15 protein-coding genes and 1 tRNA gene are annotated in these 19,519 nt (G+C 61.8%); 10 read left to right on the top strand and 6 right to left on the bottom strand.

Translation table 11 applies throughout. The features are described from left to right. Positions 1 to 19: 19 nt before the first annotated feature. Genes Cth01_RS18940 through prpF form a run of 4 tightly spaced genes read left to right on the top strand, consistent with a single transcriptional unit; the run spans position 20 to position 4,994 of the window. Positions 20 to 508 (top strand): GntR family transcriptional regulator, encoded by a 489-nt coding sequence (locus Cth01_RS18940; RefSeq protein WP_233425227.1) that lies wholly within the window; start codon positions 20 to 22, stop codon positions 506 to 508. A gap of 25 nt (positions 509 to 533) precedes the next feature. Next, positions 534 to 3,161 (top strand): Fe/S-dependent 2-methylisocitrate dehydratase AcnD, encoded by a 2,628-nt coding sequence (gene acnD / locus Cth01_RS18935; protein WP_045840087.1) that lies wholly within the window; start codon positions 534 to 536, stop codon positions 3,159 to 3,161. A 9-nt stretch (positions 3,162 to 3,170) separates the two neighbouring features. Beyond that, on the top strand, positions 3,171 to 3,746 hold the full coding sequence (locus Cth01_RS18930) for a 2'-5' RNA ligase family protein (RefSeq protein ID WP_045840086.1): 576 nt from the start codon (positions 3,171 to 3,173) through the stop codon (positions 3,744 to 3,746). A 54-nt stretch (positions 3,747 to 3,800) separates the two neighbouring features. Beyond that, positions 3,801 to 4,994 (top strand): 2-methylaconitate cis-trans isomerase PrpF, encoded by a 1,194-nt coding sequence (gene prpF / locus Cth01_RS18925; RefSeq protein WP_045840085.1) that lies wholly within the window; start codon positions 3,801 to 3,803, stop codon positions 4,992 to 4,994. Between the two features lie 51 nt (positions 4,995 to 5,045). Here the strand turns inward: prpF and Cth01_RS18920 are convergent, their stop codons facing one another. Continuing rightward, complete coding sequence (locus tag Cth01_RS18920; protein ID WP_034360149.1) at positions 5,046 to 5,993, bottom strand: sensor domain-containing diguanylate cyclase; 948 nt, start codon at positions 5,991 to 5,993, stop codon at positions 5,046 to 5,048. Between the two features lie 231 nt (positions 5,994 to 6,224). Beyond that, complete coding sequence (gene prpR / locus Cth01_RS18915) at positions 6,225 to 8,234, bottom strand: propionate catabolism operon regulatory protein PrpR (RefSeq protein WP_082085688.1); 2,010 nt, start codon at positions 8,232 to 8,234, stop codon at positions 6,225 to 6,227. A gap of 183 nt (positions 8,235 to 8,417) precedes the next feature. On the opposite strand from prpR, the gene Cth01_RS18910 reads away from it, so the two are divergent. From Cth01_RS18910 to Cth01_RS18900, 3 genes are all read left to right on the top strand, one after another. Further along, the gene (locus Cth01_RS18910; RefSeq protein ID WP_034360145.1) at positions 8,418 to 9,392 is read left to right on the top strand and encodes a Bug family tripartite tricarboxylate transporter substrate binding protein; all 975 of its coding nucleotides are present in this window, start codon (positions 8,418 to 8,420) and stop codon (positions 9,390 to 9,392) included. A gap of 75 nt (positions 9,393 to 9,467) precedes the next feature. Further along, the gene (locus Cth01_RS18905) at positions 9,468 to 10,469 is read left to right on the top strand and encodes a Bug family tripartite tricarboxylate transporter substrate binding protein (RefSeq protein ID WP_045840084.1); all 1,002 of its coding nucleotides are present in this window, start codon (positions 9,468 to 9,470) and stop codon (positions 10,467 to 10,469) included. Positions 10,470 to 10,598: 129 nt separating this feature from the next. Next, positions 10,599 to 11,459, top strand: coding sequence for an isocitrate lyase/PEP mutase family protein (locus tag Cth01_RS18900; RefSeq protein ID WP_034360141.1), 861 nt, complete (start codon positions 10,599 to 10,601; stop codon positions 11,457 to 11,459). Positions 11,460 to 11,604: 145 nt separating this feature from the next. Here the strand turns inward: Cth01_RS18900 and Cth01_RS18895 are convergent, their stop codons facing one another. Further along, complete coding sequence (locus Cth01_RS18895; RefSeq protein ID WP_045840083.1) at positions 11,605 to 12,942, bottom strand: aminotransferase-like domain-containing protein; 1,338 nt, start codon at positions 12,940 to 12,942, stop codon at positions 11,605 to 11,607. A 90-nt stretch (positions 12,943 to 13,032) separates the two neighbouring features. On the opposite strand from Cth01_RS18895, the gene Cth01_RS18890 reads away from it, so the two are divergent. Continuing rightward, complete coding sequence (locus Cth01_RS18890; protein WP_045840082.1) at positions 13,033 to 13,635, top strand: DJ-1/PfpI family protein; 603 nt, start codon at positions 13,033 to 13,035, stop codon at positions 13,633 to 13,635. Between the two features lie 240 nt (positions 13,636 to 13,875). Here the strand turns inward: Cth01_RS18890 and Cth01_RS18885 are convergent, their stop codons facing one another. Beyond that, positions 13,876 to 14,442 (bottom strand): TetR/AcrR family transcriptional regulator, encoded by a 567-nt coding sequence (locus Cth01_RS18885; protein WP_139032105.1) that lies wholly within the window; start codon positions 14,440 to 14,442, stop codon positions 13,876 to 13,878. Between the two features lie 150 nt (positions 14,443 to 14,592). Here Cth01_RS18885 and Cth01_RS18880 point away from each other — a divergent pair, with 150 nt between their 5' ends. Continuing rightward, positions 14,593 to 15,810 (top strand): MFS transporter, encoded by a 1,218-nt coding sequence (locus Cth01_RS18880; RefSeq protein ID WP_034360135.1) that lies wholly within the window; start codon positions 14,593 to 14,595, stop codon positions 15,808 to 15,810. 42 nt (positions 15,811 to 15,852) lie between these two features. Here Cth01_RS18880 and Cth01_RS18875 read toward each other — a convergent pair whose 3' ends face one another. Further along, positions 15,853 to 16,776 (bottom strand): LysR family transcriptional regulator, encoded by a 924-nt coding sequence (locus Cth01_RS18875; RefSeq protein ID WP_034360133.1) that lies wholly within the window; start codon positions 16,774 to 16,776, stop codon positions 15,853 to 15,855. 128 nt (positions 16,777 to 16,904) lie between these two features. Here Cth01_RS18875 and metE point away from each other — a divergent pair, with 128 nt between their 5' ends. Continuing rightward, positions 16,905 to 19,226 carry a 5-methyltetrahydropteroyltriglutamate--homocysteine S-methyltransferase gene (gene metE / locus Cth01_RS18870; RefSeq protein ID WP_045840080.1) on the top strand — a complete coding sequence of 774 codons (2,322 nt, stop codon included), beginning with the start codon at positions 16,905 to 16,907 and terminating at the stop codon, positions 19,224 to 19,226. Positions 19,227 to 19,436: 210 nt separating this feature from the next. On the opposite strand, the gene Cth01_RS18865 is transcribed toward metE, so the two are convergent. Continuing rightward, positions 19,437 to 19,510, bottom strand: a tRNA-Cys gene (locus tag Cth01_RS18865). Positions 19,511 to 19,519 lie beyond the last annotated feature (9 nt).

The raw sequence follows: 19,519 nt of genomic DNA, 5'->3' as shown, positions 1-19,519 counted from the left end.
AGCAATGTCTGCCCAGCCCATGCAAGCCCATTCCCTGTGCATTGCCATCGCCGACAAGCTGCGCGAGCGCATTCTGAGCCATCAGTTGCCGCCCGGATCGGACATCAACGACGGAGCACTGGCCCAGGAGTTTGGCGTGAGCCGCACTCCTGTGCGCGAGGCCATGAAGCTGCTGTGCCATGAAGGACTGCTGAGCGCACAGCCCCGGCGCGGCATGAGCGTGACCTGCCTGAGTGCAGCCCAGGTGGCCGAGGCTCGCTTGCTGAGCAGCCTGCTGGCTGGCCATCTGGCGCGGCAACGCCAGATGCAGACTGCCAGCACGCAGCTTTGCGAGCAGTTGCTGCGCGTGTCGCAGGCCCGGCTCCAACTCGCACTGGGTACACAGCCCACCATGCAGCCGACAAGCCAAGCGCCGATGCCTTCACCATTGCCTGCAGCCCTTTCACAATCCCCGCACTGCCACAGCGCCGGCAACGCAGAAGCCTCACGCTCGGCTCTGGCCTATTGAGACTACTAAAAGAATCCCCGAGACAATGACTCACCACCCTTACCGTAAACCCTTGCCCGGCACTGCGCTGCATTACTTCGACGCCCGGTCCGCTGTGGAAGCCATCCGCCCCGGCAGTTGGACCACACTGCCCTATACCAGTCGCGTCCATGCCGAGAACCTGGTGCGGTGCAGCGATCCGGCCCACCTGACCGAGTACCTCAGGCAAATCGTTGAACGCAAGCGCGAACGCGATTTTCCCTGGTTTCCGGCGCGTGTGGTCTGCCATGACATCCTGGGCCAGACGGCTCTCGTCGATCTGGCCGGCCTGCGCGATGCAATTGCCGAGCAAGGAGGCGACCCAGCCGCGGTCAACCCCGTGGTGCCCGTTCAACTGATCGTGGACCATTCGCTAGCCGTGGAATGCGGCGGCTACGATCCTCAAGCATTTGAAAAAAACCGCGCCATCGAAGATCGGCGCAATGAGGACCGCTTTCATTTCATCGAGTGGTGCAAACAGGCCTTCAAGAATGTGGAGGTGATTCCGCCGGGCAACGGAATCATGCACCAGATCAATCTGGAGCGTATGAGCCCTGTGATCCATGCTATCGATGGTGAAGCATTCCCAGATACTCTGGTAGGTACCGACAGCCACACACCACATGTCGATGCACTGGGAGTGATCGCCGTGGGCGTGGGTGGACTGGAAGCCGAGAACGTGATGCTGGGCCGCGCCTCGTGGATGCGCCTGCCCGAAATCATTGGCGTGCAACTCACTGGCAGGCGGCAGCCCGGCATCACTGCCACTGACATCGTGCTGGCTTTGACCCAGTTCCTGCGTCAGCAAAAAGTGGTGGGAAGCTATCTGGAGTTCCATGGTGAAGGCGCGCGCAGCCTCTCCATCGGCGACCGCGCCACCATCTCGAACATGGCACCCGAATATGGAGCCACGGCGGCCATGTTCGCGATCGACGAGCAGACGATCGACTATCTGCGTCTGACGGGGCGCGAGCCTGAGCAGGTGCAACTGGTCGAGAACTACGCCAAACAGGCAGGTCTGTGGGCAGATAGCCTGGAAAGTGCCGAATACGAACGTACACTGAGCTTTGATCTGTCCGGCGTGGTGCGCAATATGGCCGGCCCTTCCAATCCACACGCCCGCCTGGCAACCAGCGAGCTTGCAGCAAGAGGTATTGCCGGTGAGTGGACGCAGGCCGAAGGGCAGATGCCCGATGGGGCCGTCATCATTGCAGCCATTACCAGCTGCACCAATACCAGCAACCCACGCAATGTGATCGCGGCCGGCCTGCTGGCGCGCAATGCGCGCAATCTGGGCCTGACCCGCAAGCCCTGGGTCAAGACCTCTCTGGCTCCCGGCTCCAGGACCGTGCCCCTGTATCTGGAACAAGCCGGTCTGCTACATGACCTGGAAGCGCTGGGCTTTGGCGTGGTGGCCTTTGCCTGCACCACCTGCAACGGCATGAGCGGCGCTCTGGACCCCGTGATTCAACAAGAGATCATCGACCGCGACCTCTACACCACGGCTGTGCTCTCGGGCAACCGCAACTTCGATGGCCGCATCCACCCCTATGCCAGACAGGCCTTTCTCGCCTCGCCTCCGCTGGTCGTGGCCTATGCGATTGCGGGCACCATGCGCTTCGATATCGAGAACGATGTGCTGGGCGTCTTCCAGGGCCGCGAAATCCGCTTGAAGGACATCTGGCCCCGCGACGAGGAAATCGACGCCGTGGCCAAGGCTGCCGTCCAACCCGAGCAGTTCCGCTCGGTCTATGAACCCATGTTTGCCATCCGCGCAGACCAGGGCGAGAAGGTCGAGGCACTGTATGACTGGCGCCCGCAAAGCACCTATATCCGCCGCCCACCCTACTGGGAGGGAGCCCTCGCGGGCGAGCGCACTTTGCGCAGCATGCGCCCTCTGGCCATATTGCCCGACAACATCACAACCGACCACCTCTCGCCCTCCAACGCCATCCTGATGGACTCGGCCGCAGGCGAGTATCTGCACAAAATGGGTCTGCCCGAGGAGGACTTCAATTCCTATGCCACGCATCGCGGCGACCACCTGACCGCACAGCGCGCCACCTTTGCCAATCCCAAGCTCCTCAACGAAATGGTGGTGGATGACCAGGGCAAGGTGCGCCAGGGCTCTCTTGCCCGCGTCGAGCCCGAGGGACTGACCATGCGCATGTGGGAAGCCATAGAGACCTATATACAGCGCAAGCAACCGCTGATCATCATCGCCGGCGCCGACTACGGCCAGGGATCGAGCCGTGACTGGGCTGCCAAGGGCGTTCGCCTGGCCGGTGTGGAGGTCATCCTGGTTGAGGGCTTCGAGCGCATCCACCGCACCAATCTGATCGGCATGGGGGTGTTGCCGCTGGAGTTCCTGCCCGGCACGAGCCGCCACACACTGGGGTTGAATGGCACCGAGAGCTTTGATGTCATCGGCCAGCGTAGCCCCCAGGCCAGGCTTACACTTCATATCCACCGCACGACCGGCGCCCGCACCGAAGTGCAGGTACTGTGTCGCCTCGATACCGCGGAAGAGGTCTCGATTTACGAAGCCGGTGGCGTGCTGCAGCGCTTTGCCCAGGACTTCCTGGCGGGTAGCGCCACAACCGATTCCGCGTCAACGGCTGAACTTGTGAGCTAAGGAGCAGCTATGAGCCAGGCACGCATGCTGATTGCCACCCAGCCCCAAAGCCCGGAACGTCATCGCCTGCGTGCCCGGATCAGCGCCTTGGGCCTTGATAAGGACCTGGGCGAGCGCATGTTCTCTCCAGATAACTGGCACCAAACCTGGTGTGGCCCTTTTGACTCCGGGCAAGAGGCACTGCTCGCCTTGCTGGCCGCAGGCAATGCAGTGCAAGCGGCGCAGCTGAAGGCCTTCGAGCTCAGCTTCAACCGCATTCGCGGTGAGGAGGGCGAGCGCATTCACTGGTCTTTGCTAACCCGCGGACGTCCAGAGCCTTTCAACCACCTGCTGACAACGCTGCAGACCGAGTTGAAATCCCACGGTTTCAAGGATGGCGGCCATAGACCGCATATCACCATCAGCTACAGAGCTCTACATGCCCTGCCCACTCGGCGTATCGATCCCGTCGACTGGCTGATCGATGAGATCCAGCTGGTCGAGCGAACCGGCACAGGCAAGCAGTTACGCTACCAGGTGCTGCATCGCTGGCCATTGGCTTCCGGCTCTCCGCCTCGTCCTCAACAGCTACATCTGTTTCACTGATTCAAGGCTCAAGCCCTGGCTTGAGCCTTGAATACCTTGTTTGTTTGCCATTCCATGTCCCTCACTTCGCAAATCCGCATTCCCGCCACCTATATGCGCGGAGGCACCAGCAAAGGTGTGTTCTTCAAGCTGCAGGATCTGCCCGAAGCGGCCCGGCAGCCCGGCCCTGTTCGCGACGCCATCTTTCTGCGCACTCTGGGTAGCCCCGACCCTTATGGCAAACAGATTGACGGCATGGGCAATGCATCATCCTCCACCAGCAAAGGCGTGATCCTCAGCCAGAGCACAAGCGCCGATCACGATGTGGACTATCTGTTCGGCCAGGTGTCCATCGATCAGCCTTTTGTGGACTGGAGCGGCAACTGCGGCAACCTGAGCGCTGCCGTCGGCCCCTGCGCCATTCACATGGGGCTGATTCCGGCCGAGCGCATTCCGCACAACGGCGTGGCCGTCATTCGCATCTGGCAGGCGAATATCGGCAAGACCATCATCAACCATGTGCAGATTCGCGATGGTCAGGTGCAGGAAACCGGGGACTTCGAACTTGACGGCGTGACCTTTGCCGCTGCCGAAGTGGCCCTGGAGTTCCTAGACCCCGCCGATGAAGGTGAGGACGGAGCTGCCATGTTTCCCACCGGCAATGTCAGCGACGAGCTGGATGTGCCCGGCGTCGGCCGCTTTTGCGCGACCCTCATCAATGCCGGCATTCCGACCATCTTTCTCGATGCCAGAGAGCTGGGCTATACCGGCTGCGAACTGCAGGATGCTATCAACAGCGATGGCCCCGCCCTGGCCAGGTTCGAAGCCATCCGCGCCCATGGCGCACTCAGGATGGGCCTGATCAAGGATCTGGGTGAAGCTGCCACACGCCAGCACACGCCCAAGATAGGCTTTGTGGCTCCCGCGCAAAGCTACACAGCCTCCAGCGGCAAAGCGATTGCCGCCAAAGATATCGATCTCCTGGTGCGGGCGCTTTCCATGGGCAAGCTGCACCACGCCATGATGGGCACGGCAGCCGTCGCCATAGGCACGGCTGCCGCCATTCCAGGCACGCTGGTCAATCTGGCGGCGGGCGGCGGCGAGCGCCAGTCCGTACGCTTCGGCCATCCCAGCGGCACCCTGCGTGTGGGGGCCGAAGCCAGGAGCGACCAGGGTCAATGGCAGGTCACCAGGGCCTTGATGAGCCGCAGTGCCCGCATTCTGATGGAAGGCTGGGTACGGGTGCCGTGCGAAGTGCTGAAGGCCTGACACCGGGTATTGCCCTGCCGGGCGCCTGCCGCACGCAGGCCTGGGCAGGGTTCAAGCGCTCAAGATGACGCTTTCAATCCGGTGGCGGCCTTTGTTCTTGGCCGCATAGAGCTGCCGGTCCACGGCTTCGATAAAGCCGGCAGGTCGATCATGCTCTGCCGGCAGCACCGTGCCCGCACCAATGCTCATGGTGACCCGCCTGCCATGGGGCGACAGCGCATGCACGATGGACTGCTTCTGGATCAGGCGCTGGCAGCGCTCGGCCACTTTTTGCGCAGTTTCGGCATCGGCTTCGGGCAGCAGCACCACAAACTCCTCGCCACCGTAACGCGCCACCAGGTCACGCTGTCCGTCCAGCGCCAGGCTCAGGGTCTGGGCAATATCCACCAGACATTTGTCGCCCTGGATATGACCGTACAAATCGTTGTATTGCTTGAAGAAGTCGACATCGAACAGCAGCATGGACAGGGGCTTGCCATCGCTGCGCGTGCGCTCCCATTCCTGCTCGAAGCTGGTATCGAAGCAGCGCCGGTTGGCAATGCTGGTCAAGCCATCCTTGAAGGAGAGCACTTCCAGCTCCTTCTGCAGACTCAGCAGCCTTTCCTCGGTCTTTTTGCGTTCACTGATGTCGAACATGAAGCCGATCAGCGCTTCGGCCTCGCCTTGCGCATTGCGCACCACATGGACCACATCGCGAATCCAGACATAGCCGTTGTCCTTGGTCAGCGCGCGATAGTCAGCCTCATGGTCCACGCCGGCCTGGGACTGGCTCACGCAGAAATTCACCACATATTCGCGGTCCTCGGGGTGCATGCGCATGGCCCAGTCTTCGACACTGACCCAGCTTTCACGGCTCCAGCCAAGCAGGCTCTCGATCTGAGGGCCGATATAGGCGAACTTCATGGTCGCCCAGTCGATCTTCCAGGGAATGGCCTTGGTGGACTCCAGCAAGGTTCTATAGACCGCACTCTCGTTCTCAAGCTCGCTCACGTCGGACATAACCCGTCTCTCTCCCGATCTCAATCGATAAAACATCAGGCCCGGCTGTGGCACCAGCCTCGACCCGGCTCACCAGACAGCGGAGCCTGCAGTCTTTCACACCGAGAAAGCCCCAGGCACAGCCCAACCTCCGCTTGCTGGTGATTGTTGCGCCGGTTGCCGCAATTCACGCCATGCACTCGCGATATTGGCCGAAATCATACGTATGGCGGACCTCACGCTGCAACGCCGCTAAGCCTTCATGCGCCGCCACAGAGTGGCCCGGCTGATGCCGAGAATTTCACAGGCCTGGCGCTGATCACCCCCGACCGACTCCAGCACCTCGCGCAATCGCTTCTGCTCGGCAAGGCGACCCGCGTCCCTGAGCTGTGCCTGCCGGGCCGCAGCAGGCTCGGCCAGAGCCAGGCCGTCGGCGCACTCCGGGAAGACTTCAAGCAAGCGCGCCATATCCAGAAGGCCACCCCGGCCTGAGTCCAGATAGTCGCTGCAGGCCAGCAGGCGCTCCACCCAGTTGTCCAGTTCACGGACATTACCGGGCCAGTCATGCGCCGCAGCCCTGGCCAGCAGTGCATCAAGCTGCTGCTCCACTCTGTCATGCAGTGCGCGGGGCAACCCGCTTGCAGCGTTCAGACGCTGAGCCAGCATGGCGCGGCCCAGTTCAGCAACATCGGCACCACCTCGCATTTGCAGCGAAGGCGTGCTCAGGCGCAGCACCGCCAGCCGGTAGTAGAGATCGCGCCGGAACTGACCCCGCTCCACCTGATCCGCCAGATCCGCATGGGTGGCGGCAATCACGCGCACATCCACGGGAATCGGCGTGGTGGAACCTACGCGCAATACCTCGCGTTCCTGGAGCACGCGCAGCAGTCGCGATTGCAGCGCCAGCGGCATGTCGCCAATTTCATCGAGAAACAGGGTCCCGGTATGCGCTGCCTCGATCAGCCCGGTCTTGCCGCCGCGCCTGGCCCCGGTAAAAGCGCCTTCCTCGTAACCGAAAAGCTCGCTCTCCAGCAGGCTTTCACTGAGCGCCGCACAGTTGACGGCCAGAAATGGCTGTGCCGCACGCCGTCCTGCACTGTGGATACCCTGCGCCACCAGCTCCTTGCCGGTCCCGCTTTCACCCAGGATCAACACCGTCGCATCGCTGTTCGCGTACTGCCTGGCCAGCAGTCGCACGCGCTGTGCAGCGGGGCTGCTGCCCAGATAGTCCTCAATGCGCCAGCGTACACCGGCGGCTCTTTGCCGCTGATTGGCGCGCAGGCTGCGATCGGCCCGCTGGATGACGGCTGGATCGCGGCAGACCAGCAAAGCGCCGGTCACCAGCCCGTTCTCCACAATTGGCGCACGTCGCACCACCAGGGTACGCAAGGCCAGTTGCACCACCTCTTCTCCCCCCTCCTCACCCGCCAGTGCCCGGGCCGTGCCCAGGGCCGGAGCCACCTCCTCCAGCATGCGGCCGTGCAAGGCCTCGACCGGGGCACCGAGCAAAGCGGCCATGCGAGGGTTCAGCGCGCAAATACGGCCACGCTCGTCCACGGCCACCACACCGTCCTGCAACTGGTGCAACACGGTTTCCAGCCGTTGATGCCGGTCGCGCTCGGCACGTCGATGACGGGCCAGCAGCATGGCGTCGCTGAGTGCCTGACGCACCGAAATATCGGAATACAGCAACACGCTGGCCATGCCCGCCTGCTCTGCCAGATCGGCCACCAGGCCCGGCGCCACCACGGCACCAACGCCCGACGCCTTGAGTTTCTGCACGCAGGCCGGCGCGTCATGCGGACCTTGATAGGCGATCTGGACCAGACCCAGGCCGAACAGGCTGTCGAACTGGGCCACCACGGGCGACGGCACCTCGAAGTTGACCAGGCCCACGCGCGGAGCCTCTTCCGTGGTCTGCAACTTGGCCTGGCGCAGCGCCTGCAGCAAATCCAGGCCACGTACTTCTACCATGGCCAGCGGAATGTCCACGCGCTCTCGAATCCAGGCTCCACTGGCTCCCGCCCCCACCAGGGCATCGATGGGCTGGCGCAGATTGAGCGCCTGCACCTGGGCCACCGCATCATCGAAGGAGGCCGAGATATGCGAGAACCTGGCCTCACCCGACCAGGGCTGTGCCAGCCGCTCCAGCACCCGCCCCACACGGTAGCGGCCTACGGTGACGATGTGCGGCAAATGCGGCTGGCCGGCTGCTGGCATCCGTTTGATGCCATCGTTCGATATCGCATCTATTTCACTCATGAAAACAATTATTTCATCAATGAAATACAAACAATACACCGCTACCGGCAGCTAGTCCACAGAATCACAAAAACCCCAATGATTTCAAACACTTGATATTCAGAGGGTTTTCCCCAAATTCGCCTGGCACAGTGCTTGCGGTATCGGGCCATACCAATAGGGATTTGGATCCAGGAGATATCCATGTTTTTGAACCGTCGCAATCTTGTTGCCCAGGCCTTGACTCTTTCCGTGCTGGGCACAGCCGGCCTGGCCCAGGCCGCCGACTGGCCCACGCGTCCGATTCGCCTCGTTGTGCCGTTTTCCGCAGGCGGCGCCAATGACTTGATGGCCAGATCGGCGGCCGAAGGCGCCTCCAAGATCCTTGGCCAGCCCGTGGTGATCGACAATCGTCCTGGCGCGGGTGGCACCGTAGGTGCCGATATCGTGGCCAAGGCCCAGCCCGATGGCTACACCCTGCTGGTCAGCGCGGCCGGCGTCATCTCCAACAGCATGATCAAGAAGACCATGCCTTTCAAGGACGATGCTCTGCAGCCCGTGGTGATGATTGGCCTCGCACCTTCGGTGATCGTGGTGCCCAAGAACGCGCCCTATAACAATCTGCGCGACTTCGTCGAAGCCTCCAAGAAGGGCGCCGGCTTCAACTTTGCCACCGCCGGCACGGGCAGCACGCCGCACTTCGTGGCCGAGATGCTGAATGTGAAATACGGCGCCAAGCTGCAGCCCGTGCCCTACAAGAGCGGTTCGGAGAGCACCACGGCCGTGCTCGGCGGCCAGGTCGAAGGCACTTCAGAAGCCAGCATCATCGCGCTGCCGCACATCATTCACGAGGGCAAGTTCAAACCTCTGGCCACGACCTGGACCCAGCGCATCTCGGCCTACCCCCAGCTCTCCACTGCCGTGGAGCAAGGCTTTGCCGATCTGCAGATCGCGCATTGGGCCGGCATTCATGCCCCCAAGGGCACGCCACCCTCCATTCTGGACAAGCTGGCAGCCGCCGTGGACAAGGCCATGAAGGAACCTGCCACCGTAGAGAAGCTCAAGGGGCTGGGCATCGAGCCGGTCGGCGGCACACGTGCGGAATTCGTGAAATTTGCCGATGCCGAGCGCAAGCGCCTGGGCGAGATCGTCAAGGCAGCTCATATGCAGGAAAAGTGAGTTTCACAAAAAACATAGCATCCAGCGTATGCCCTATATACGCTGGATCCTTAAAAGAATACTGAGACCTGATTCATGATTTCCCGTAGAAACGCCTTGCTCCGCGCCACTGCCTGCGCCGCCGCCGCTACCGCCTTGCTGGGCGGCGCCTCTGCAGCCCTGGCCCAGGGCTCTGAAGCCTGGCCCACCCGCACCGTCAAGCTCATCGTGCCCTATGCGGCAGGCGGCTATGCCGATACCCGCGCACGCCTGATTGCCGACTCGCTGGGCAAGGTGCTGGGCCAGCCCGTGATCATCGACAACCGCGGCGGTGCCGGCGGCGTGACGGGCACGGATGCCATCGCCAAGGCCAACGACGGTCACACCTTCGGCTTCGGCTCGCCCGGCCCCCTGGTCACCAACCCCATGCTGATGAAGAAGATGCCTTATGACGCCAAGACGGCGTTCAAGCCCATCATCCTCATCGAGCAGGCCCCCCTGTTTCTGACCACCGCTCCCAACCAGCCCTTCAAGAGCGTGCAGCAACTGCTGGCCCATGCCAAGGCCAAGCCCGGCGATCTGACCTATGGCTCCTCGGGCGTGGGCGGTGCCCACCATCTGTCGGGCGAACTGCTGGCCTATCAGACCCAGACCCAGCTGACCCATGTGCCCTACAAGGGAGGCTCGCTGGCGGCCACCGACCTCATGGGCGGCCATCTGGCCATGATGTTCGAGATGGGCTACTCGGCTCTGCCCTCCATCAAGGCCAAAAAGATCAATGCCCTGGCCGTCTCCAGCAAGACCCGTCTGGCCTTGCTGCCCGAGGTGCCCACGCTGGACGAAGCCGGGGTCAAGGGCTTCGAGTCGTACAACTGGCTGGGCATGATTGCGCCGGCCGGCACGCCCGACGCTGTGGTGGTCAAGCTCAACCAGGCCGTCAACGAAGCGCTCAAGAACGACAAGTCTCTGCGCCAGATGATCGAAAGCAGCGGCGGCCAGATCATGGGCGGCACGCCCCAGGCCTATGGCAAATATCTTGAAGCCGAGCGCGCCAAGTGGGGGCCCGTGATCAAGAACGCGAATATTTCGCTGGACTGATTCCCCCCGAGCCGCTTCGCAGCCTTGGGCGCGGGGCAGCTGCTGCCAGGCAGCGCCCTGCCTCGTCAAGGCTGACAGCCGGCCGCGCAGGGCAGATAAGCATCAGAGTCTTTTTTATCAAGAAATCCCATGAACCCCAAACAACAACTCAAAGCCCTGGCCGATGCCCGCCGCGGCGTCATCGTGCCCGGTGCATTCAACGCCATGTCGGCGCGGCTGATCGCCGATCTGGGCTTTGAAGCCATCTATGTGACCGGTGCCGGCGTGACCAATATGTGGTTCGGCATGCCCGACCAGGGTTTCATGGGTCTCAGCGATATCGCCGACCATACGGCCCGCATCCGCGACGCCGTGGAAGTGCCGCTGCTGGTCGATGCCGACACCGGCTTCGGCAACGCCGTCAACACCTACCACGCCGTGCGCACTCTGGAGCGTGCCGGCGCCGACTGCATTCAGCTCGAGGACCAGGTCAGCCCCAAGCGCTGCGGCCACTTCAATGGCAAGGCCGTGATCGAAACCGGCGAAATGCTGGGCAAGATCAAGGCCGCCGTCGATGCGCGCCGCGACAGCGGCACTCTCATCATGGCTCGTACCGACGCGGCCGCCGTCCACGGCTTCGAAGCCGCCATCGAGCGTGCCCAGCAGTTTCAGGAAGCCGGCGCCGACATCCTGTTTGTCGAGGCCGTCACCCAGGCCGAAGAAGTGCGCACCCTGCCGCAGCGCCTGCAAGCCCCACAGCTCATGAATATGGTCATCGGTGGCAAGACCCCCATCTTCAACGCCGACGAACTGGGCGAGCTGGGCTATGGCTTTGTGCTCTACGCCAATGCCGCACTTCAAGGCGCTGTGGCCGGCATGCAAAAGTGCCTGACCCTGCTGCGCGACGATCACAAGGTCGATGAAGACCCCGCCATCGTCGCACCTTTCCTTGAGCGCCAGCGGCTGGTGAACAAGGATTTCTGGGATGGTCTGGAGCAAAAGTACCAGTAATCCGGTCTCCGGACCCTGCGCCTGAATCGCGTGCAACCTTGATACATCAGGCGCCGCACGCCATGTTTTCAGGTCGGTGTGACCATGGCCGGCAGCATTCACTACCCTGGCTACGGCCTCGAAACCGGTTGCGCAGAGAGATCCTCTAGTGCAGCGTGGCTCCATCCAGCACCAGCCTGACTCGCATCAAGGCATGCCGAAGTTTTTCGAGCGGCACCGAACCCAAGGCCAGCCGCAGTGCTTGCGGCACTTGCACGCCAGTGACGAAGGGTTCGGCCGTTGACACGGAAATTCCTGCCGTCTGCAACACCATCGCGACCTGATCAGCCCTCAGGTCGTCAGGCATGGGGAGCCAGACAAAATACGAACTGGGGTGGCGCATACAGGGCAGCCCCTTGAAGACCCGCGTCACCTGTTTCTGACGCATCTGGGCGTCCTCTCGCTTCTGAGCTTCCAGCCTGGCAACCGTCCCGTCTCTCAGCCAATTCACAACCATGGCGGTCATGACGCCGGGGGTGTTCCAGGTCGTTGCACGGATAGCTCGTTCTATCCGAGATATCCAGGCTGCCGGCGCAGCCACAAAGCCCACCCGCAAACCCGTGGCGACACTCTTGGAAAAGCCTGAGACATATACCGTGGACTCAGGCAGCAGTGCGGCCATGGGCGGTGGAGCGTCCCGAGCAAGAAACGCATACGCGGCATCTTCGATCAGCAACAGGCCATGGCGACGGATCAACGCTGCAAATGCATGACGTCGGTTGATGCTCATCACCCATCCAAGCGGGTTATGGAGAGTCGGCATTGCATAGACCGCGCGCACCTTGCGGCGTCGGCACAGCTGCTCCAGCGCATCGAGGTCCGGCCCCGAACCAGCTGCCGGAATGGCAATCAGCTCAAGCCTCAGCTGTTGCGCCAGCACCTTGAAGCCCGGGTAACTCAAAGCATCAACAGCCACTACATCGCCCGGTTGCAGCAATGCCATGGCCGTGCTTGCGAGCCCATGCTGCGCTCCATCCACGATAAGCACCTGTTCGGCAGGAACCGTCAGCCTACGGTTTTCAAGGTATAGGGCGATAGCAGCTCGCTCATGGGCCCGGCCTCCGTGCGGCTGATAGCGCAGCAGTGCCTCCAAATCTCCGCTGGCGGCAAGTTGACGCAATGCAGAGCGCAGCAACTCGGCTTGACCAGGAAGAGCAGGAGCGTTGAAGTTCAGGTCCAGCATGCCTATCGCAGCGGCATGCTGGTCGATACCGAGGCCACGTGGCAGCGCTGTTTCGCGCACAAAAGTTCCTCGCCCCGTCTCGCCGCTGACCAGGCCCATGGCCTGCAGTTCGGCATAGACACGAGTCGCCGTGACCAGGGCCAGTCCCTCCCGGGATGCCAGTTGCCGGTGGGTGGGCAGGCGTGTGCCCGGTGCCAGCCGGCCTTCGCGAATTTCCGAGGCTAGCTGGTCCACCAGCTGCTTGTATCGGGCAATCGGCATATAGAACCTGTATCCATGACAATTATTTGAACGTATTGGATCTCATCTCTAGCATGACCATTGCTACAAGTTCACATCCGGAACCTCCCAATGCATATCGCAATCCTGACTTTCGAAGGCTTTAACGAGCTCGACTCACTCATTTCTCTAGGCATACTCAACCGCATCAAGCGACCCGGTTGGCGAGTGTCGATTGCCTGCCCGAGCGCACGCGTCAGGTCAATGAACGGAGTGGTCATCGAAGCCCAGGCCACTCTGGAGGATGCGGGCGCTGCAGATGCGGTCATCGTGGGCAGTGGAATGCAAACGCGTGAGGTCGCGCGCAATGCCGACCTCATGTCGAGACTCAGGCTGGGCCCTTCACGGCAACTGATTGCTGCACAGTGCTCCGGCACGCTGATACTGGCCAAGCTCGGCTTGCTGGATGGCGTGATGGCGTGTACCGACCTGACCACCAGGCCCTGGGTTGAAGAGGCTGGCATTCGCGTACTGGAGCAGCCATTCTTCGCAAACGGCAATGTGGCTACCGCTGGAGGTTGCCTGGCAGCGCAATACCTTGCCGCCTGGCTTATTGCCCGTGTCGAGGGGATCGAGGCCGCCAGGAGTGCATTGCATTATGTCGCCCCTGTGGGTGAAAAAGATGTCTATATGGCCCGGGCCATCGCCAATATCTCGCCTTACCTGCCGACCTGAGTTGCTGCATCAGCGTGATCGCGGAAGCGCGCTGAAGACCTCGGACGACTCGAATGCAGCCGGTCGCCGGTCCCGGTAAAGCCTCCGAGCCCGGACTCTTTGCACATTCCGGATTGTTCGCTTGCACAAAATCGCTGATGTCCTCAGCTCGAGAATACCCTGGCAGTCAAGACGATCCTCATTCTGGCTACTGCAGGCAAAGCACAGCAGGCATGGCTGCAGCACGGCTCTGGCAATGGCTCAGGCCGCCTTCCAGCCTTGCAGCATCAAATCCAGCGCCTGCAAGGCCTCGTTCAGGCGCTCGGGTGGAGCGCCCTCCTCGGCAATCCAGAAAGCCGCTTCGATCAGGCAGCCGTTGAGCAACCTTGCCAGCGCCGGTGCACTGGCGTTCACGATGACGCCCTCGTCGATGAGCTGCTGCAAAAAACCGGCGATAAAAGCAATGCATTGCTGGTGCTGCTGCCCCTGGTCGGTGCCGGTGAGCACGGAGCGTGCATCCTGCAACACAATGCGGCGAATTTCAGCCTCCTGCGCCATGGCCAGATAGGCGCGGCAATAGGCCAGAAAGCCTTCCCATGGATTGTCATGGCCCCGCAGCACTAGCTCCAGCCGCTGGTCCATTTCTTCATCCATCTGGGCCACCACGGCAGCTAGCAGGCCGGGCTTGCCACCAAAGTGGTGATAGAGCGCGCCGCGCGTCAAACCGGCCTGCGCAGTCAACTCGTCCATGGCGGCCTGGGCGTAGCCATGCTGGGCGAAAGCGCTGCGCGCAGCACTGATCAGCTTGGCCCGCGTGGCTTCGATCATGCTGGCACGACTCTGGCGAACTTGGGTCACTGCGAACTCCCGGCAATATTCACATACAAAGCGTATGCCAATCATACGCGCTACATCCCAAGCTCCTAGAATGTCACTCGCATACACGATGTATGCAAGTGAATCTATTCAAGGGTTTCCATGTTGAATGCTTACCGTAAGCTGTTTACGGCGCCGGGCAGCACGGGCTTTGTGCTGGCCGGGCTGCTGGCGCGGCTGCCGCTGTCGATGACGGGGATTGGCTTGATCACCATGCTGTCGCAGCAGCGCGGCGCCTATACGCTGGCAGGCATGGTGTCGGCCTGTTTCGCGCTGTCGATTGCCGTTCTGGCACCGCGCATCTCGGCGCTGGTTGACCGTTACGGCCAGTTCAGGGTGCTGCCGTTTGCGGCCGCCAGCAGTGCGCTGTCGATGCTGGCCTTGCTGGCCTGCGCCCACTGGCAGGGGCCGGACTGGCTGCTGCTGGCACTGGCCGCTGCCGTCGGCAGTCTGCCCAGCATGCCGGCCATGGTCCGCGCCCGCTGGACAGCGATCTACAGTGGAACGCCTCAGTTGCAGACCGCGTTTGCACTGGAAGGCGTGCTCGACGATCTGGCCTTTATCGTCGGCCCGCCGCTATCGGTGGGCCTGAGCATGCTGCTATTCCCTGAGGCCGGTCCGCTGGCAGCAGCGCTGTTCCTCATCATCGGCGTAGGCCTGTTTGTGGTGCAACGCCGTACCGAACCACCTGTCAGCCCCCATACCAGCTCGGAAAAAGGCAGGGCTTCGTCGATGCTGCGCCAGCCCGTGGTGCGCACGCTGGCGCTGTTCATGCTGGCACAAGGCGTCATCGTGGGCGTGATCGATGTGGCCAGCGTAGCCTTCGCCACGGCTCAGGGCCAGCCCGGCATGGCCAGTGTGGTGCTGTCCTTCTATGCGCTGGGCTCCTGCGCCATGGGCTTGCTGTTTGGCACGCTGCGCCTGCAGATGCCGCTCAGCCGCCAGATCGTCTGGGTCGGGGCATCGGTCGCCATCTCCGCCCTGCCCCTGTTGCTGGCCAGCAATCTGACCGCACTGACGCTGGCCGTGCTGCTGGCAGGCATTACCTTTGGCCCGACGATTACCGTGGCCATGAGTCTGGTGGAGCAGCAGGTACAAGCAAACCGACTGACCGAGGGCATGACCTGGCTGCTGACTGGCCTCGCCAGCGGTGTGGCCCTGGGCGCTGCCGCTGCCGGCTGGCTGATCGACCACTGGGGCGCACAGCAATCGTTTGTGCTGACGCTACTGGCGGGCGGTGCCATGTGGCTGTGGGGCGTGCAAGCCGGACGGCAAGCCGACCGTGCATCCGCACCGGGCATGACGGCCATCAACATGTGAGTCAGCCGCTATTGCTTATTCAGCCGTCGGCTGCCGCTCTTCTCAAGAGTCGTCCTGCGCGGATGCGGCAGCCGGCAGAGCCAGACCAGGTGCTCGTGCCAGCGCAATAAAGGCCTGCAGATAGTCGGTATGCAACTCTGCCTCGCGCGCGCCGAGGTAGATTTGCTTGGCTATGCCCTTGCTGCCCAGCTTCACGGGTACGACTGCCATCTTTTCGGCATATTCCAGAGCCAGCCAGCGCGGCAGGGCCGCGACACCCCGGCCGCTGGCGACCATCTGCATCATGATGTCGGTGGTCTCTATGGTCTTATGGCGCCTGGGCGCAATGCCTTTGGGCAGCAAAAACTGGGTATAGATATCAAGCCGGTCTACGGCCACGGGATAGGTAATCAGCACCTCGCGAGACAGATCATCGGGCTTGACATGGTCGACCTGGGCCAAGGCGTGATCCGCAGCCACGACCAGCACCTGCTCATAGTCAAAGACGGGCTCGAAGTGCAAACCCGGCTTGAACAGCGGATCGGGCGTAACCAGCATGTCGATCTCATAGCCGAACAGCGCACCGATACCGCCAAACTGAAACTTCTGCTTCACGTCCACATCCACGTCGGGCCAGGCGGCCAGATATGGGGAGACGATTTTCAGCAGCCACTGGTAGCAGGGATGACATTCCATGCCGATGCGCAAGCTGCCGCGCTCTCCCAGAGCAAATTGCTGCAAACGCGACTCGGCCAGATCCAGCTGAGGCAGCACGCGGTTGGCCACTGCCAGCAGGTATTGACCCGCCTGCGTCAGGCGCAGGCTGCGCCCTTCACGCAACCAGACATCGGTGCCGAGTTGGGCTTCCAGCTTTCTCATGCTGTGGCTCAGGGCGGACTGGGTGACGCACAGCACATCAGCTGCCGCAGTCAAAGAGCCTTGTTTTTCAACCTCTTGCACTATGGCGAGATGGATACGCTCAATCATCTGTGAACACAATTCATGGATACATGAGAAACAACCATTTTACTTCATGCATCGATTCCAGGAACATCCAGTCCGCTGACCCAAGCCACTCTGGCCATGGGCCGAAGATCACAAGACTGGATTTCTGCATGACGACTATTCACAACCTGGGCTTTCCTCGCATCGGCGCAAAGCGCGAACTGAAGTTCGCGCTGGAGTCCTACTGGAGAGGTGAATCCTCGCGCGATGCGCTCAAGGCGCTGGGCGCCGAGCTGCGCCAACGCCACTGGACCGCGCAGCAAGAGCTGGACTTGGTGCCCGTGGGTGACTTCGCGTTCTACGACCAAGTACTGGACATGAGCTTTACGCTGGGCAATCTGCCCGAACGGGTGCAAGACTTCGAAGGCGATGCACTGGACAACTACTTTCGCGTGGCCCGTGGCCGTTCGGCGGTCACAACCGAATCCCGTAGCACCGGCCACACCCACTGCTGCGCTGGCGTCGCCGCGGGCGAGATGACCAAATGGTTTGACACCAACTACCACTACATCGTGCCCGAGTTCAGCTCGACCACCGAATTCAAGCTCGATGCATCGCGCCTGCTGGAACAACTGGCCGAAGCCAGGACACAAGGCATACAGGCCAAGCCCGTCCTCATAGGCCCCGTCACCTATCTGGCGCTGGGCAAGGCCAAGGACGGCGCCAGCAAGCTAGAGCTGCTGCAGCGGCTGCTGCCCGTCTATGCGCAACTACTGGATGCGCTGGCGACCCAGGGTGTGGAATGGGTACAGATTGACGAACCCATCCTGGTCACCGAACTCGATGCCGACTGGCAACATGCGTTCAACACTGCTTACCACCACCTCAAGAGCTGCAGGGTCAAGCTGCTGCTGGCGACCTATTTCGGCCAGTTGGCCGAAAACAAATATCTGGCAGCAAACCTGCCCGTAGCCGGCCTGCACATCGATGCCATCAACGGCCAGGACGATGTGCAACAGCTGCTGGGGCTGCTGCCCGCGCACAAGGTACTGTCGCTGGGCGTGATCAACGGCCGCAATATCTGGAAAACCGATCTGGCTGCCGTGCTGGACTGGGTGGAGCCGCTGGCAGAGCGCCTGGGCGACCGTCTCTGGATTGCGCCATCCTGCTCCTTGCTGCATGTACCCGTGGATCTGAACAGCGAACAAAAGCTGGATGCCGACATCAAATCCTGGCTGGCCTATGCTCTGCAGAAACTGGATGAGCTGCGCGTGCTGGGCAAGGCTTTGCGCCATGGCCGAGATTGCGTCAAGGCCGAACTGGCCGACAACGCTTCAGCTCTGGCTGCACGCCGCACATCGCCTCGCGTCCACAACCCCGTGGTGCAAGCTGCGGTCAAGCAGATCAGCGCCGGGCTGGGCCAGCGCCAGAGCAGCTATGAAGCACGCGCCCCCAAGCAAGCCCGCTTGCTCAAGCTGCCAGTCTTCCCGACCACCACTATCGGCTCTTTCCCACAGACGGCAGAGATCCGCCAGGCACGCAGCGAATTCAAGGCCGGTCACCTGGATTTCGCCCGCTACCAAGGCGCCATGCGCGCCGAGATCGAACGCTGCGTGCAAGAGCAGGAAGCTCTGGGGCTGGACGTTCTGGTACATGGCGAGGCCGAGCGCAACGATATGGTCGAATATTTTGGCGAGCAACTCGACGGCTATGCCTTCAGCCAGTTCGGCTGGGTGCAGTCCTATGGCTCACGCTGCGTCAAGCCGCCCATTCTGTTCGGCGACATCAGCCGCCCCAAGGCGATGACGACGGAATGGATCCAGTACGCCCAGTCCTTGACCCGCAAACCCATGAAAGGCATGCTGACAGGCCCGGTCACCATCCTGAACTGGTCATTCGTGCGCGATGACCAGCCGCGCGCCACATCCTGCTATCAGCTGGCTCTGGCGATTCGCGCGGAAGTGCTGGATCTGGAAAGAGCCGGCGTGCGCGTGATCCAGATCGACGAGGCTGCATTGCGCGAGGGCTTGCCATTGCGCAAATCACAATGGAAGGAATATCTGCACTGGGCCGTGGAGTCCTTCCGCATCAGCGCCAATGGCGTTGCCGATGAAACCCAGATTCACACCCATATGTGCTATTCGGAGTTCAACGACATCATTGCTTCGATTGCAGCCATGGACGCCGATGTGATCACCATAGAGACTTCGCGCTCGGACATGGAGTTGCTGGAGGCCTTCGAGCACTTCGATTACCCCAATGAGATCGGTCCGGGCGTCTATGACATCCACTCTCCCAATATTCCCACCAAGGCAGGCATCGTGGAGCTCATGCAAAAAGCTGCAAAACGCATTCCCACGGAACGCCTTTGGGTCAACCCTGACTGCGGTCTCAAGACACGTCAGTGGGCCGAAGTGATTCCGGCGCTGCAACATATGGTCGAAGCCGCCAAGACATTGCGTCAGAGCGTGAAACTGGCCGAGCCCGCCTGAACGCGGGCATCGCTCCCGTCTTCTCCGACTCGCCCAGGGCGTTGCCCTGGGCTTTTGCATAGCGAAAGGACATGGCCTGCAGCAGGCCTGAGTTGCATAGGGCGATGCAGATGCGGCGCCCACCTTCAGGATTTGCGGCGTATTCAGATACCAGGCGCACAAAGCAAAAAGCCCTGCAGACTTTCATCTGCAGGGCTTGTGCCACAAGTTTGGAGGCGCGAACCAGAGTCGAACTGGTCTAACCGGATTTGCAATCCGGGGCATAACCGCTTTGCTATCGCGCCGCTATCACA

Origin of the sequence: Comamonas thiooxydans (assembly GCF_000964545.1) — a bacterium.
In the GTDB taxonomy this organism is placed as follows: Bacteria; Pseudomonadota; Gammaproteobacteria; order Burkholderiales; family Burkholderiaceae_C; genus Comamonas; species Comamonas thiooxydans.
This window is presented reverse-complemented; position numbering and strand designations above follow the sequence as displayed.